Here is a 15,764-nt window from a genome sequence, read left to right on the forward strand (position 1 = left end):
CGGGAAGTCTAGCGGGGTGACCGCCGCTCCCCTAGAAGGCCGGCGCGAAGCTGAACAGCCAGCGGAACCCCACCTGCCCGGTCGGGTCGGTATCCTGCGCCAGCCCGGCCTGGCTCACGAAGAGCGGCACGTCGAACCGCGTCACGAACGAGGTCTGGCCGATCCGGTGCGAAGCGCTCACGCCGAGCCCGGCATCGTAGAATCCGCGGAGGGCGCCGTACGCCGCCGACCCGCTCGGCGGGTCGGCCAGGGCGGCGTCACCCCAGACACTGACACTGACCGTGCTGAACAGCTTGGCGCCTCGGCGCGACACAAGCGTCCGCTCGACCTGCGCATTGAGGCCGTAGGCCTGCCGGGAACTGGTGTGCGGGTCGAAGCCGCGGAGGTTCGCGCCGCCGGGCGCCTGGTAGTACACCCCGGGACGGACCAGGAGCGCCCCCTCCGAGCGGAGGAACGGATTGTAGAGCTGCTCGTAGGGGTCGGCGCCGGCCAGGTAGATCTGCCGCTGCTTGACCACGGGATCGTTGGCCAGCGCGGCGCCGGCGTAGCCGCGGAGGGCGAGCGAGGTCTTGTCGAAGGCCCGCTTCGCGGTGGCCACGAGGAAGCCGCGGAAATACCCCTGCGTGTCATACCGATCGTCGGTGGTAATGCCGGGCCCTTCATTGTCGTACATGACGCCGCCCCCCAACGAGCCGTTGACGGACAGCTGCCAGTCGCCCGAGCGGGTGCTGACCCCGCCGTACACCGTGGCCTCGCCCGTGCCGGCGTTCTGGTAGTACCCCGGGTCGAGAAATGCCGTATCGGTGGTGCTGACCCAGCGGAGTGACAGTCCACGGGTGACCGTCGGGCCGAAGGTCCGGTGCGCGCGGCGCTTCTTCTCGAGGATGACCGTGGCCCCGGCGCGCCCTTCCATGCTGTACCCCTCGAAGACCTGGCTCATGTTCGGGGAGCGCAGCGCGGTGGGGTTCTTGACGCGGGCAAAGACGTCGATGTTGGTGACCGGATCGTCGGCACCCCATCCGGTGCCGCCGGTAATGGACAGCGTGTTCTGGTCGTACCGGCCCAGGTAATCCGAACGGCTGCGGAGTCCGAGGGTCACGCCGCCGGCGTCGTTGTACCACGCCTCGGGCGCGATGCCAAGCGTCATGTGGTCGCGCGCCCGCTTCGTGGAGAAATAGGTGTCGAGGTAGGGTTCGGTCCGGCCAGGGTTCGCGAAGAGTCCGAATGACTTGTGGTTGTCGAGGAAATTCCAGTCGCCGGTCTGGACCCGCGGGTCGAGGGTGACGCCGGTCGGCTCGCTGCGGGTGTGCACCACCACCCATTCGCGCTCGGCCACGCCCCCGGAGCGCACCACGGCCGTGTCGGTCTTCCCCGTCACCTGCACCTCGACCGGAATCTGCCGCGGCGCCTTGCGGAGCACCTCGACGCGCGTCACCCAGCCGCCGTCGGATCCCTGCGTCCGGCTGGTACGGCCCACGGCATAATCGGTGAGGTCGACGCCGTGCAGCTGCTGGGCAAAGAACGCCCCCAGCGGCTGCTGCGAGGTCTCCTCGGCGACCGCCCGGAACCGATCTTCGTTCACATGCTTCAGCTTCCACTGGGCATAGTAGTTCCGGAGCACCGCCTGCATGGTGGAGTCGCCGACGACGTACTGCAGGCGGCGGAGAAAGAGCTCACCGCCGGAATAGATGCTCATGCTGTAGGTAAAGAAGTCCCGGTAGTCGTTGCTGACCATGCTGTACGGCTCGGCGTACCCGTCGAGCTGCATGCCGAGCAGGAAGGCCTCGGTGCCGGCGATGCCGGAGTTCCCGCCGTTCGCCTCGGTGAAGAGCCCCTCCTGGTACGACGTGAACCCTTCGTCGAGCCACCCCTCCCGCCATTCGTTGTTGGCCAGGATCCCCATGACGTAGTTGTGGCCGAGTTCGTGGACGATCAGCCCCTGGGAGGCGGATCCATCCATGATCATCATCGGGAACTCGGTGCCGCCCCCCTCGATCCGGTGCACGTTGGTGATCTGCGGCCAGGCGAAGGTGCCGAAGGTCTGGTTCAGCCAGGCCAGCGCAATCTCCGTGCGCTTGACGGCCACGCCGCCGCCCCAGCTCTTCTCGTCGCCGGGCTGGTAGAGGACGTGGACCGCCACCCCGCCCCACCGGCCGCCCTCATAGCGGTACTCGGGGTTGAGGGACATGGCGAAGTGGTGCACATCGGCGGCGTACCAGGTGACGAGTTTGCGCCCGGCCGCCGGCGCGGCGGCGGGGCAGGCAAACCGCGTCGGATCTCCGTAGAAATCACGCTGGTAGTCGATGTGTCCACCCGGCACCTGGTTGGCGCGGGCCCAGCCGGGATCGCCACAGACCGGCACGCCCGTGGCGCCGATGACCTGGTCTTCCGCCACGTTCAGGCGAACCAGGTAGGTGCCAAACTCCCCGTAGAATTCACCGGCGGGATAGAGGGCATGCTCCTCCCACCCGAACTGGTCGTATACGACCACGCGCGGGTACCACTGGGCGAAGTCAAACGACCGCCCCCGGCGGCCCTGGCGACGGGGGACGGTCGAGGGCCGTGCGTCCCAGTCCATGTCGGCCACCAGCGAGTCGCCGGGCGCCAGCGGCCTCGGGAGCATGAAGCGCACGATCGTGCTGTCGGGCGCCAGCGGATAAATCGCCTCGACCCGCTGGCCCATGATCCGGACGTTCGACACGTGGTTGAAGCCGTAGTCCGGATCCTTGAGGTCGTTGAACCGGCGGGTGTTCTCGATCGAGTCGGCGTCCGACCAGCGGCTGCCGGGGCGGAAGGCGTTGAGGTAGAGGTGGAAGCTGATCTGGTGCAGGGTGTCCGGGGAGTTGTTGCGATAGACCAACTGCTGGCGACCAGACAGCACGCCGCTCGGCTCGTCCAGCGAGGCGTCGATCTCGTAGGCCACGAACTGTTGCCAGTACGGCGTGGGGCCGGTGCCGGGAGTGGCTTGCTGCAGGGTGGCGAGCGTCAGGAAGGCGAGAAGCATGGTGGATTCCGGAGTGAGACAGGGGGACGGGCTCGGACTCCCAAAACTAGTCACGGCTTGGGGATGCGGGAACCGGCGGGGGGGCGCGGTCGGCGCGGTGTTGGGGGGGGGGGGGCACGACCATGGTAGCGATGCGTACCGGATTGATCGGGGCGCCAACGGTGGGTGGGCGCGGGATGGCGTCGGGCGCCATGCACGATCATGGGCGCGCGACACCGAGGGGGTGGGCGCACGCCCACCCCTATCCACGGGAACGCACCGCGCCGATGTTATCTGCGGAGCGCGGTGCCAATTCAGATCGAACCGCCAACCACCCGACCGAGGCGAAGGCAGCTCGAGAATCGGAGTGGCGGGTTCATTTGTATAGGGGCGGGCATAAGCCCGCCCAAACGGTGCGCCAGCCCCGATGAACGGAATGGCCCCCGGACGCGAAAGCCCGCCCACAAGACGATGCAATTCGATGACGGGAGGCCGAGACACAGAGCCAGATTCAGAAAAAGGAGTAGTGCGGAAGCAGCGCCATCCAACGTGGAGGGAAGTCTGTCTCGGAAATTCGTGCGAATCGGCGTTCATTTGGTCTGGGCAACCAAGAACCGCCATCCCTGGCTGGAGCCACAAATCCTGCGCCGCCTTGCCCCGCTGCTTGGGAACATTGCGGTGCGCCGTCGCTGCCAACCCTTGGCGATCGGCGGATGGGTGGACCACGTTCACGTATATGTGGGCCTGTCGGCGAACATACCGCTGTCCAGCCTCGTGGTGGCCCTGAAATCAAACTCCTCAGCATGGCTGCGGGAGAGCTTCCCCGATTTGGCCGAATTCAGGTGGCAGCGTGGCTTCGCTGCCTTCGGCGTCGACCCACGGGACGACGAAGCGCTCAGGCGATACATCCGATCACAGGAACAGATTCACGCTCGTCGCCTCAAGGCGCCAAGATAGTCGGAATGCAAAACGGGCCCACCCTCGCGGATGGACCCGTCTCGACCTCAGTGTGCGGCCCGCTAGCGGTTGAGCAGCTGCCGCCGGAGCATGATCATCTTGCGGCGCAACGAGCCGTCGTGCACCCGGTCGCCGACGCGCACCACCGACCCGCCAAGAATCGCGGGGTCGGAGGCATAGCGCACCAGCGCCTCCTTGCCGAGCGCCTTGGTGAGGCTCGCGGCGATCTGCTGCCGCAGCGCGCCGTCGGCCTCGTGCGCCAGCGTCACGCCCACCCGGACGCGGTTGAGCTTGGCGTCCACGAGGCTGGTGTAGACCTGCGCGACCTCGTCCAGCACCCCCTGCCGACCCCGCTTGACCAGGGCCCGGAGGAAGAGGACAAACGGCTCCGGAGCGTCGGGCAGGGCGTCGGCCAGCAGCTCGGCCTTGACCCCCTTCGGCACCCGCGGTGACATCATGACCGCCAGCACCTGCGGCGTCCCGGTCACCGCGGCCGCCAGCGCCTCGAGGAGCGCGCCGTACCGCTCGCTCTCCCCGTGCTGCTCACCGAGGTCGAACAGCACCTCGGCGTAGTTCCGGGCGATCGCTTCGTGCCTCAATGCGTCGACTCCAGCGTGCTCAGGAAATCCATGACGATCTTCTTGTCGGCCTCGGCGCTGAGCCGCTCACCGATGAGCTTGGACGCCGCGGCCAGCGAGAGATCCACCGCCTCGCGGCGGAGTTCCTGCCGGGCCTTCTCCCCTTCCGCGGCAATTTCGCGACGGGCACGGGCCAGGAGCTGGTCCTGCTCGTCGCGGGTCTTCAGCACCGCCGCCGCACGTTCGCGCTCCGAGACCATCTTGGCCTCGGCGAGAATCGCCTGGGCCTGGGTGCGCGAATCGCCCAGCAGCTTCTGCTGCTCAGCCAGCAACGCCGCGGCCTGCTTGTGCGCCTCCTCGGCCTCCGCCAGATGGCGACGGATGGCCTCCTCGCGCTGCTCGGTCATGCTGAGGATCGCGGGCCAGGCATACTTCTTCAGCAGCAGGAAGAGCATGGCGAACACGATCCACGTCCAGAAGAACAGCCCGAAATTCACCTCGAAAGGTGACATCGGGGCCCCCGTGGCGCCCTCGGATGACGCAAGCAACGCGAAGAGCATTGTGCCGCCTTAGATGAGCTTGAAGAGCAGGGCGAACACCAGCGCGATGATCGTGGCGCCTTCGAGGAGCACCGCAATCACGATCGCGGCTCCACGGATTTCGCCGGCCGCTTCGGGCTGACGGGCAATCGCTTCGGCGGCCTGGCCACCGATGCGGCCGAGGCCGAGGCCGGCGCCGATGATGGCGAGGCCGATGCCGAGACCGGCGCCGAGGAGCGAGTAGGAGTTCTTGGCGGCGGCCACCATGTCGGCGCCGGTTGGGCCCATCGCGTCCTGCACGAGATTGAGGAGGTACATGTCGGTCAGTCCTGTTCTAGAGTGGAGATGTCTGGTCATTGCGCCACCCGGTCCGGCACCGCGTCTCCAGCACGGCCCTTCTCGGCGGCCCGCCATCGACTCCCGGGGAGTCAGCGGGCGCATCGTCCGCCATTCGGCGGACTACCTGTCATCCCGGCGGCGGCAGCGCGCGGCGCCGGGGTTCCACACCTGCTAGTGCTCGTGCTGCATCATCCCGATAAACACCGCGGACAAGAGCGCGAAGACGTACGCCTGCAAGAACGCCACGAACAGTTCCAGCATCATCACCCCGACCACCGCCAACGCGGTGACGCCGCCGATGGCCCAGTTCCACCCCTGGATGTCGCCGAAGAGGAAGATGATGCCGAAGAGCGACAGGATCACGAAGTGGCCTGCCGTCATGTTGCCGAAGAGTCGGACCGCCAGCGCAAAGGGCTTGACCAGCTTGCCCAGGATTTCGATCGGGGCCATGAAGAGCGAGAACGCCACCGCGCCCGGACCGTGCATGCCGGGCGGGTGGGGGAAGATCGTCCCGAGGTAGCCGCGGACGCCGAGCTGGATCATCCCGCCGATCTCCACCGTCAGGAAGACGAGGAGCGCCAGCGCGGCCGTCACCGCCAGGTTGCCGGTGGGCGACGCGCCCCACGGCAGGAGGCCAAGCAGGTTGGCAAAGAGGATGAAGAAGAAGAGCGTCATGACGAGCGGCGCGAACTTGGCGCCGTTCTCGCCGATGTTGGCGATGGCGATGTCGTTCCGGACGAAGAGGACAATCCCCTCCATGCCCGCCGCGAACCCCTTCGGGGCCTTCTGTCCCGCCTGCTGGCGCCGGAGCGACCGCCCGGCCAGCCACATGGTCAGGAAGACGAGCAGGGCGGCGACGGCGAGGTACACCACGTGCTTGGTCGGCGACAGGTTGATGGTCATCGACCCGATGTGCACGTCGGCCCAGCGCGGCAGGTGGATCTCACCGAACGGAAACAGGTCGATGGTCCACGCGTCCGCCGTGTGGTGGAGCACCATCTCGCCGATATTGGGACCCTGGCCAACCATCATCGTATCGTCCGTATGTCCGAGAACATGAGGGGAATGAGCACCCCTACGAAAGCCAATGCCGTCGGGACCGGTGGAAACACCGTCCGGTCAGCGAGCACCGCGGCCAGGAACAGGAACATGCCGAGCACCCGCAACCCCATCCCCATGCCCCACGCCTTCAACAGCTGTTCGAACGGCTTGCCCGCCGCCCGCCGGAGGAACACGCCGGCGGCCATCTGGATGGCCGTCGCCAGTGCGCCGAACACCACCCCGGGAATGAACGCCGTCGCCCCGAATCCCCAGACCAGGAGGGCGGTGACCACCGCCGTCAGGGTCAGGCCCGCCGCAAGATGCTTCACGGCCGCTTTCCGCCCCTTGTACCGGCGCTGGAGTGCGGGTGATTGGCGCTGTAGCGCCGCTCGTCCGCGAGCAGCCTCCGGTAGATGTTCATGAAGCTCAGCAGCGCCCCCACCAGCGTCCCCGCCACCGTCAGGAACGGGGTCCAGCCGAGCCACCGATCCAGCAGCCAGCCCATCCCCATGAAGAAGATGGTCCCGGCGGCAAAGGTGAAGCCGAGGGAAGCGTACCTGTACCCCTCCCCCGCCCCGCGGGAGGTGTCCGTGGGCTCCTTCATCGGGGCGGAAATTAGCGGCTTGTGAAAAAAAGCGCAAGCAACTTTCACCTCGTGCCGCGATTAGATTCCGGCCATCTCAGGCCTCCCCGAGGCCGCCGCTTTCCCCTACGAGGCCCCCATGCTCCGTACCCTCTCGGCGACCCTGTTCCTCTCCCTGGCCACCCTGCCCCTGGCGGCCCAGTCCAATGAGGCCGTTGGCAAGGGGATCCACGTACGGGAAGTCCAGTGGCGGACCGCTATTTCGCTCGGCAACTGGTCGGCCGTGGAGACATTCATGGCGCCCGACTTCGTGATGACCAATGCGGATGGCACCCGCCTCGACCGGGCCCAGTACCTCAAGGAGCTGCAGCGCGGCACCACCACCTTCGCCCCGGTTCCCGACCCGGAATACAAGGTCCTGGTGTACAGCCAGACGGCGGTGCACCTCGGGGAAGCGAACCTGATGACCACCGGCAGCGACGGCGGCAGCCTCTTGGTCCACGTGGTCTGGACCGACACCTGGGTGCGTACCGTGGACGGCCAGTGGATCTGCCTGGCCTCACAGTACGCCTACGCGCCCGCCAAGTAGCGCTGCAACTTTCCCGGGCAACGGCCCGTAGCGCCACCAGACCCTGATCGCGAGTGGACATGACCGTCACCAGCACGCCCCCTTCCGACGTCGAACAACTCCAGCAGCTGGCCGCGGCCGCCACGCGGCTCCGGGCGCAGGTGGCCCGCCGCATCGTCGGGCAGGAGGAGGCCGTCGAGGGGATCCTCGCCGCCATCCTGGCCGGTGGACACGCCCTCCTGATCGGCGTGCCCGGACTGGCCAAGACAATGATGGTCCACACCGTGTCCGAGGCGCTGGCCCTCTCCTTCCAGCGGGTCCAGTTCACCCCCGACCTCATGCCGAGCGACATCACCGGCACCGAGATCATCGAGGAGGACCTGACCACCGGGAAGCGGGCCTTCCGGTTCGTGAAGGGGCCGGTCTTTGCCAACGTGGTGCTGGCCGACGAGATCAACCGGACGCCGCCGAAGACGCAGGCCGCCCTGCTGCAGGCCATGCAGGAGCACCAGGTGACGGTGGGCGGCCAGACTTATGCGCTGCCCGAACCATTCTTCGTGCTGGCCACCCAGAACCCGATCGAGCAGGAGGGGACCTACCCCCTCCCCGAGGCGCAACTCGACCGCTTCATGTTCGAGCTGCGGGTGGGGTATCCGTCGCAGTCGGAAGAAGAGGCGATTGTCGAGCAGACCACCGGAAGCCGGGGCGCAGCGCTGGAGCCGGTGTTCGACGGCACGCAGCTCCTGGCCATGCAGGCGCTGGTGCGGCGGATCCCGGTGTCGAAGCAGCTGATCCAGTCGGCGGTCACGCTGGCGCGGATGACCCGGCCCAACGAGGCGGGCGCTCCTGCGCTGATCCGGGAGTACGTCGAGTGGGGGGCGGGTCCCCGGGCGTCGCAGTACCTGGTGCTCGGCGCCAAGGCGCGCGCCGCGCTGGCGGGCCGGCCGATGGCGGACCTCGACGACGTGCGGTCGGTGGCGATGACGGTGCTGCGGCACCGGGTGGTCACCAACTTCGCCGCGGAGGCGGCGGACCGCACCAGCGAGGATGTGGTGAAGGAGCTGATTGATGCGAAGGGATGGATCGCGGGATAGGCGGGGAAGCGGGGAAGCGGGAAGGAAGAAACAAAGGCCCGGTCGGGAGCGATTCCCGCCGGGCCTTGGTCTGTCTGGTGCCCCCGCTACTGCGCGTTGGGCATGAAGACGGCGGTGTACGTGTCGCAGGCGGTCCAGGTGACGCGGACGGCGCCGCCGGTGCCGTAGGCGTCGAGGACGCCGCTCACCACCCCATAACAGGTGTCGTCATACGACAGCGGGGTGACCGTGACCAGGGTGAGCGAGTGCGATTCACGGCTCGAGGACACACGCCAGGCGCCGTCGATGCTGATGGTGCCGTTGGGCAGGGGCACGCCCCAGGAGATCGAGCTGCCGTTGGCGGCGTTGAAGGCCACCGACAGGTCGTTGGCGAGGGTGACCCGCTCGTTCTGCACCGAGAGGACGTAGGTGTAGTTCTGGTCGGCGTTGATCGCGTCGCTGGTGGCGCGGAGCGACCAGTCGCCGTCCATGATCAGCTGCAGGAAGGGGCTGAGGTCGCCGCTCTGGTAGAATTGCCCGGTCAGGCTGTTGAGCTGCAGGTCATATCCGACGGTGAGGCCCGGGTCGGAAATGGCCACGCTGCCGGTCACCACGCTGCGGTTGCCATCCAGGTCGGTCTCGGTGCAATCGGCGGCGTTAAAGGTCCAGACCGCGTTGTCGGGCACGCCGTCGCCGTCGGTGTCGGTCAGGTCGCTCGCGGCGGGGCAGTTCGGGAGCGAGTCGGCTGGCGGCGAGAAGGCGATGCCGCCGCTGATGGCCCGGCCGTTGGCGAAAAGAGGGAAGCCGGTCCCGAAATTCGGGACGGACGGGGAGACGCCGGCGAGGGCCAGGCCGGCGGTGCTGGCCACGGCGTCTCCCACGTCGGCGGCGTTGGCGGCCGAGAGGGGGGTGGTGCTGGGGCCGGACGAATCGCTGCAGGCGCCGAGACCGACGGTGGCGGCCAGAAGGGCGCCGGTCAGCAGGCGGGATGTATTTCGCATGGAAATCCTCCATTTGTGGCGCAGCAGGGCGTGCGCCGAATCACAAACGCGGGGCAATGTACCGGATCAGGGGAAGGGGTCGCAACAATGGGGCCGGGAGGGGTAATGCAATGCCTTGCAGAGCATTGCCTTACCGATTGGCGGAAGGGAACTGGACAAACCACTGCCCAGGGGAACATTACAAACTGTCAACAGGGCATCGACTCGCTGTTGATTCCTTTTTGCGCCTGTCATCACATGTTGTCCGCATCACACTACCGGAGCCGTCGATGGGCAAGCCCGCATATCTCCGGTGTCTCGGCCAACCCGCCCTCCTCGATGCCAGCGGGACACCGATTCGCCTCCGGACCCAGAAACAGCTGGCGCTCCTGATCTACCTGGTCCTGGAGGGGCGCGCGCCGGTCCGCCGTGAGCGGCTCGCCGACCTGCTCTGGTCCGGCGTCGGGATGAAGGAGGCGCGCCACTCGATGGGGACCGCTATCTGGGGGCTTCGCAATCGGATCGGCCCCAAGGCGTTCCCGGGGGACGCCTACACGATCCGGACGACCGTCCAGCTCGATTGCGACCTCGACCGGCTTCAGCGCGGCGAGGTCCTCGAAACCGAGTTCCTCCCGGCGCTGGAGGTCGACGCCTTTCTCGAGGAGTTCGAGATTCCCGACGCGCCCAGCTTCAATCACTGGCGCGACCAGCAGCGCACCAGGCTCTGGCCCATGATCGAGGCGGCGCTGGTCCGACAGATGGATCATTGCCGCCGCACCGGAGACTTCAGCGGCATCGAATTACTCGCCGAGCGGACCCTGCGCCACAATGCACTCAGCGAAGCGGCGATCCGGGCACGGATCGAGGCACGGGCGTTCGCCGGCGACCGCATCGGCGCCCTCCAGGCGTTCGAAACCTGGAAGCAGGCGCTCCATACCGAGCTGCACGCCCAACCCTCCGAGCAGCTCGAGGCGATGGCCAGGCGGCTCCGGCGCGGGACGCTCGAAGGAGGCGGCGACGGCAACCGCCCACGGGTCCCGACCGAGCAGTGGCGGGATCGCACCTTCATCGGCAGGACCACCGAGTACCAGACGATGTATGAGGCCTGGGAACGCACCACGCGCGGCGAGCCCACCCATGCCCTGGTGCTGGGCGAATCGGGGATCGGCAAGAGCACGCTGCTGCAGCGGCTGATGACGGCGGCCAGCCTCGATGGCGCCGTCACCAGCCGGGTCCAATGCTACGAGCTGGAGCGGGATATTCCCTACGCAGCACTCGGTGCCCTCGTCCGCGGGCTGCTCGAGCGCCCCGAGGCGCTGGCCACCTCTCCGCAGTCGCTGGCCGACCTGAGCCAGGCGGTTCCGGCGCTCCGGGAACAGTTCCCCAGCCTCCCCCCTTCCCTGCAGCTCCACGGCGAATCGTTCCGGATCCGGGTGACCGATGCGATGGAGTCCCTGCTCCGGACCATCGCGGAAGAGACCGCCGTGATGCTGGTCGTCGACGATTTTCACATGGCAGACGACGCCAGCCTTTCCGTTGTCCACCTCCTCGCCCGCCGGTTCGAGACCGAACGAGTCATGATCGCGCTGGCCGCGAGGCCGACGGGCCCGAACGAATCCCCGAACATCGCACGGCTCCGGGAGAGCCACAGCCGGCTCGGGTTCGTGTCGCTCGAGGTGCCGCCGATGGCGCCGGATGAGGCGGCCGAGATGCTTGAGAGCCTGACCGCCGACGGGCCCGATCCGGGAAAGTCCGTGCGGGACGCCATGCTTCGCGCCTCGGGCGGGTACCCGCTCGCGTTGGAGTTGTTTGTCAGTGAGTGGATCAGCAGCGGGGAGGGCAGCCTGGCGCTTGCCGTGCCCGCGATGCGCGAGGAACTCGGCCAACGACCGCCCCCGGAAGATGCTTACAGGATGGCACTGGATCGCATCTGCGAGGGACTCGACGCGTCCACCCGCCTTGCCCTCCAGCTTGCCGCGGTACTGGGGCCGCGACTGAACGACTTCCCGATGTACCAGATCGTGGACCTGGGACTCGGTACGACTGGCCAGGCCATGGAGGCACTGCGGTCGGCCCGCCTGCTGCGTGAAACGGAGGAGCAGCTGGAGTTCGTCAACGAACTGACACGAGGGCATGCCTACCTCGGGATTCCACGACCGATGCGGACGGCACTCCACGGTGAGGTGGTGTCCCGCCTGCTCGGCACGGAAGCGAATGGCGGACAGATCCCGGGACTGGAAATCGCCTGGCATCTGATTCGTGCCGGGAGACCCGATGAGGCGACGCCCTACCTCCTGCGTGGCGCGCGGGAGTCGATGCGTGGCGGCGCGCCCCACGAGGCGGAGCGCGGGCTCTCGACCGCAATGGACCGGCTCAAGGAGCCGGACAAGAGTGAGGCGCTGTTGCTGCTCGGGGAAGCGCTGCAGGAGCAGGGGCGGATGCAGGAGTCCATCTCCTTCCTAGACGCAGTCCATGAATCCTCTCGCAAGGAAGTGTTGACACGACGCAATGTGCTGAGACTCTATGCAGAGCAATTTGTCAACGAACGTACGGTGGCTCGAACTCGCGGCATCGCTGTCCAACTCCTACAAGAGTCCAGGGCTGCGGAAGAACCTAACACACGCCTCCGAGCTCTTTGGATCGCCGCGAGGATATTCCGCGAACATCCCGACCCGGTCTTGCTCAGCGATATCTGGAACCAACTTGAGAAGGAAGCATTCGGTACGCTCTCCTTGGAGGACAAAGGAGAATACGCATTAGGCAAGGCACTCTGTCTCTATTTTTCCGGAGACAGGGCACGGAGTCTTGAGACCATAGATGCGATCATTGGCGACCTTGAGGCGTACAAGATCAAGAACTCGGTCTACCTTGCCCTACTGCTCGGGCGTTGCGCCATACACAGCAGCCTCGGTGAATACGCAATTGCGCTTGCTATTGGCGAGCGCGGTGTCAATGCGGCCCGTGAAATTGGAGAGGAACGACGACTACAGCTCTTCCTCGCAAACATCGCTCTCTTCCATTCTCGACTTGGCAATCCTGAGGCTCAATTAGCTTGGGCGAACCGAGCAATTAGTGAGAAGTGGCGGACCCGCGACATTATTCTTGACCAAAACTTGCACTACATCCTTGCCCAAGGCTACGCACTTCGTGGGGACACAAAAGATGCCCTCGATGAGCTTCGTAGAGGAAACGACACACTAGAACACATTCATCAACCTTGGGTGCGCCAGTTGTGGCAACTCCGCGCAGCCGACGTCCTCGTCATACTCGGCCGACACAAGGAAGCACTAGAGACTGCACTGTCAGCGATAACTGGAGAGATGCGCCAAATTCAATCTGAATCTCTAGCAGGGCCATTCGCACGGTGGCTCGCCAAGACCGCCGCGAACGGGGCTACACCAACAGAGGAGGCACAAGCCGGAATTGACGCACTATGGTCACGGCAGCAGTCCTTGGATCGCATGGACCAAGCCGAGGTCTTGAACGCGAAGGTATGGCTCGATAGTAGGAGCGGGCGACTTGACGAGCGCGAACGAGAGGAGATGTGGCGGAGACTGGCCCACCTGCCAGTGGGAGCAACCAATGAATTGCGTGCACTCGGCATGCTTGACATCTAAACAACATCGAACGACCTAGGCAGACCGCCCCTTCCAGAACGACTTCTTGGCCCAGCCTGACCTGTTCATGCCTGGATCTGAAACCGTGACGGTCGCCGGCATCGGAGAAGTCTCGACACCCACGGTGATGAGCCGGCGAACTGCCACGGACGTCACCACGTGCTCTACGACCTCGGGGTCGAACTGACCCCCTCGGCACTTTTGCAGTTCAGCGATCACTACCTCGAGGGGGAGCCGCTTCCGGTAGGGGCGGTCGGTGGTCATGGCGTCGATGGTATCGGCTACCAAGATGATTCGCGAGGCCAGCGGGATTTCGTGCCCGGACAGCCCGGCGGGGTACCCCTTGCCGTCCCACCGCTCGTGATGGTGCCGCACTGATTCCTGGATGAACCCCCGGAACTTGGAGATGATGCCCACCAGCTCGGCGCTCCGGGCCGAGTGCGTCTGCATCAGCGCCGTTTCATCGGCGGTGAGGCGGTCTTCCTTCCGGAGCAGCGGCGCGAATTCCTCGTGGATCTTGCCGACGTCGTGGAGCAGCGCCGCGGTGTGAACCTGCTCCACATCGCGGATCTGGAGCCCCATTTCGAGGGCAATGAGCCGGGAAAGCTGGCTCACCCGGAGAGAGTGGCCGGAGGTGTAGGGGTCGCGGGCTTCGATGGCTTTGACCATCACCTGCAGGAGCTCCTGCCCGCTTTCCTGCAACTGGTGGTAGAGCCCGTACACGTGGCGCACTGCCACAATGGGAATGACCACCAGCACCAGGCCGATGGACCCAAGCTCCCATGTGGCCTGAAACCAGGTGTACAGCCACGCCAAGAGGAGTGCGATAACGCTCGCGCCGAGGTCGTACCCGATGACTCCCCGCGTGTTTAGGCTCCAAACATCCCGGAACGAACGCTCGGCGCTGAGCGAGACGACACCGCTAACCGCTACAGAATTGACGACGAAATATGTCGCGGCATAAGCGAAGAACAGAAAGAAGTCCCGCTGGATGGCCGAAGATTCCACACTCCCCACCACCTGCATGTACGCCGGGGGTAACCCCCCATCAAGCAAACGATACACAAGGACCGCGACGAGCACAGATGCTGCCCGTTGGGAAATGTTGAAGAGGGTCTTCGCGGGAGGATTGCCGATCGAAAGCTGCCCTAGAGCTGTTGAGGATGCTGCAACTAGGCCGCCCCAAAAGCCACCAAAAATCAATCCTGCGGACATGTGCATCACAAAGGAAGTCGAACCGCGCGCGGAAACCTTCAGTTCCGTAGTGCTTTGTTCAACCAAGAATGCCATGAATATGAAGCTGAGGAGCGGCCAAATACCCGGAGAGGGTTGGCGATGACTCCAAGCAATCATACCTAACGCCAACGCGGCGGTGGCCATGATTGCGACAAAAATGTTGGTCTTGGTAGTTGATCTCATGGATTGGAACAGCTCGGTGGGGGATCGAGGCATCAGGCCTTAACTAGGCCCAGTCCTGACCTTCGGCCAGGAACAGATTCGCCACGAACTTCACAGCGGCGGCAAGCCAAGTAATCTGCAACATGAGCGTCACCTCCCTTCGAGTACATCAATGACTCGGGAAGTGGTCGGCCTCGCTATGGCCTACCAGACGCTCCGCTCTGTTGTCCGCTAGTCTCCGCTGCCTCTTTGAAGACTCGACCCCCTACCTCGCTTTGTTCCCTCCGCTCGAGTTGGTTAGAATCGCCGCCCGCGCCTATCGCGGCCGGCGGAGTTCCGTCCATCGGTTGGTCGCGTCGAGCACTGCAAACACCGCGGCCCGCTCGGCGCTTTCCTTGATCTGCGCGCTGCCGGTCAGCACGAGCGACTCGCGCCCGCCCAACCCCTGCACCGCCACGAACACGAAGTCCCGGTCGAAGGCGGGGACAATCTTGGCCCCCTCCAGCGCCACCGACGAGTCTTCCAGCAATCGGTCGAGCACCAGCACCGTGGCCCGCGCCGCCGCTTCCACCCGGCTCCGCGGCGTGTCGCTGCTCTCTTCGTCCGCCGTTTCCGTGCGGCCGAGGAAGCTGAGGCTCACGCTGATGGTAATCCGGTGCGCGCGCTTGCCCGGCGCCACCGCCAGGTCCTCGAAGAGGATGGCCCGGTGGAGCGCCTGGCTCCGCACCGCCTCCTTTTCGAGCGCCTCGATCGGCTTGACGTCCGCCGTCTGCGCAATGCTGATCTTGCGGTGGTCCACCCGGAGGCCGAGCTGCGCCAGGAGCGCCGACTCGATGTTGCGCACCAGCTGCTTCGGCGCGAGCCCCGACTGGGCCAGGATATGCACCTCGCTCACCTCGCCGAGCGGCGTGGTGACGACCCGCGCCGAGAGAATCCCCTCGAGCGTGGTCAAGAGGTTTTCCGCCCGGCGCACGCCCCAGGGATCGGGCGCTTCACCACCGGGCCCACCACTGGGCGTGGTGCGCGCGGCCTGGAAGCCGGCATCGGACTGCCTCGCGGAATTGAACGCCATCTCGGTTTCCTGTCGCTGAGTGCCTGTGGGGGCAGC

14 protein-coding genes are annotated in these 15,764 nt (G+C 65.9%); 4 read left to right on the top strand and 10 right to left on the bottom strand.

The features are described 5' to 3' along the window. Window positions 1–31 precede the first annotated feature (31 nt). Window positions 32–3,004 carry a M1 family metallopeptidase gene (locus R2910_01080; GenBank protein ID MEZ4411561.1) on the bottom strand — a complete coding sequence of 991 codons (2,973 nt, stop codon included), beginning with the start codon at window positions 3,002–3,004 and terminating at the stop codon, window positions 32–34. Between the two features lie 555 nt (window positions 3,005–3,559). On the opposite strand from R2910_01080, the gene tnpA reads away from it, so the two are divergent. Further along, entirely contained in the window at window positions 3,560–3,940 is a 381-nt protein-coding gene (gene tnpA / locus R2910_01085; protein ID MEZ4411562.1) for an IS200/IS605 family transposase, read from the top strand. A gap of 62 nt (window positions 3,941–4,002) precedes the next feature. On the opposite strand, the gene atpH is transcribed toward tnpA, so the two are convergent. The 6 genes from atpH to R2910_01115 form a co-directional block, all read right to left on the bottom strand. Continuing rightward, entirely contained in the window at window positions 4,003–4,539 is a 537-nt protein-coding gene (gene atpH / locus R2910_01090) for an ATP synthase F1 subunit delta (protein ID MEZ4411563.1), read from the bottom strand. Next, entirely contained in the window at window positions 4,536–5,030 is a 495-nt protein-coding gene (atpF, locus tag R2910_01095) for a F0F1 ATP synthase subunit B (GenBank protein ID MEZ4411564.1), read from the bottom strand. Before atpF ends, atpH begins: the two co-directional genes overlap by 4 nt. A gap of 57 nt (window positions 5,031–5,087) precedes the next feature. Continuing rightward, the gene (atpE, locus tag R2910_01100; GenBank protein MEZ4411565.1) at window positions 5,088–5,414 is read right to left on the bottom strand and encodes an ATP synthase F0 subunit C; all 327 of its coding nucleotides are present in this window, start codon (window positions 5,412–5,414) and stop codon (window positions 5,088–5,090) included. Window positions 5,415–5,567: 153 nt separating this feature from the next. Continuing rightward, a complete protein-coding gene (gene atpB, locus R2910_01105; protein ID MEZ4411566.1) occupies window positions 5,568–6,428 on the bottom strand; it encodes a F0F1 ATP synthase subunit A in 861 nt (286 codons plus the stop codon). Beyond that, window positions 6,425–6,766 carry a hypothetical protein gene (locus R2910_01110; GenBank protein ID MEZ4411567.1) on the bottom strand — a complete coding sequence of 114 codons (342 nt, stop codon included), beginning with the start codon at window positions 6,764–6,766 and terminating at the stop codon, window positions 6,425–6,427. The genes atpB and R2910_01110 overlap by 4 nt, the downstream gene beginning before the upstream one ends. Then, window positions 6,763–7,041 (bottom strand): AtpZ/AtpI family protein, encoded by a 279-nt coding sequence (locus R2910_01115; GenBank protein ID MEZ4411568.1) that lies wholly within the window; start codon window positions 7,039–7,041, stop codon window positions 6,763–6,765. Before R2910_01115 ends, R2910_01110 begins: the two co-directional genes overlap by 4 nt. A gap of 118 nt (window positions 7,042–7,159) precedes the next feature. On the opposite strand from R2910_01115, the gene R2910_01120 reads away from it, so the two are divergent. Then, window positions 7,160–7,609 (top strand): nuclear transport factor 2 family protein, encoded by a 450-nt coding sequence (locus R2910_01120; protein ID MEZ4411569.1) that lies wholly within the window; start codon window positions 7,160–7,162, stop codon window positions 7,607–7,609. Between the two features lie 59 nt (window positions 7,610–7,668). Then, the gene (locus R2910_01125; protein MEZ4411570.1) at window positions 7,669–8,682 is read left to right on the top strand and encodes a MoxR family ATPase; all 1,014 of its coding nucleotides are present in this window, start codon (window positions 7,669–7,671) and stop codon (window positions 8,680–8,682) included. An 86-nt stretch (window positions 8,683–8,768) separates the two neighbouring features. On the opposite strand, the gene R2910_01130 is transcribed toward R2910_01125, so the two are convergent. Further along, the gene (locus R2910_01130; protein ID MEZ4411571.1) at window positions 8,769–9,662 is read right to left on the bottom strand and encodes a hypothetical protein; all 894 of its coding nucleotides are present in this window, start codon (window positions 9,660–9,662) and stop codon (window positions 8,769–8,771) included. A gap of 269 nt (window positions 9,663–9,931) precedes the next feature. On the opposite strand from R2910_01130, the gene R2910_01135 reads away from it, so the two are divergent. After that, a complete protein-coding gene (locus R2910_01135; GenBank protein MEZ4411572.1) occupies window positions 9,932–13,258 on the top strand; it encodes an AAA family ATPase in 3,327 nt (1,108 codons plus the stop codon). 15 nt (window positions 13,259–13,273) lie between these two features. Here R2910_01135 and R2910_01140 read toward each other — a convergent pair whose 3' ends face one another. Next, complete coding sequence (locus tag R2910_01140) at window positions 13,274–14,677, bottom strand: HD-GYP domain-containing protein (GenBank protein MEZ4411573.1); 1,404 nt, start codon at window positions 14,675–14,677, stop codon at window positions 13,274–13,276. A gap of 295 nt (window positions 14,678–14,972) precedes the next feature. Continuing rightward, entirely contained in the window at window positions 14,973–15,728 is a 756-nt protein-coding gene (locus R2910_01145; protein ID MEZ4411574.1) for a hypothetical protein, read from the bottom strand. Between the last annotated feature and the right edge of the window lie 36 nt (window positions 15,729–15,764).

It is taken from the genome of Gemmatimonadales bacterium (genome assembly GCA_041390145.1).
GTDB lineage: Bacteria > Gemmatimonadota > Gemmatimonadetes > Gemmatimonadales > GWC2-71-9 > SPDF01.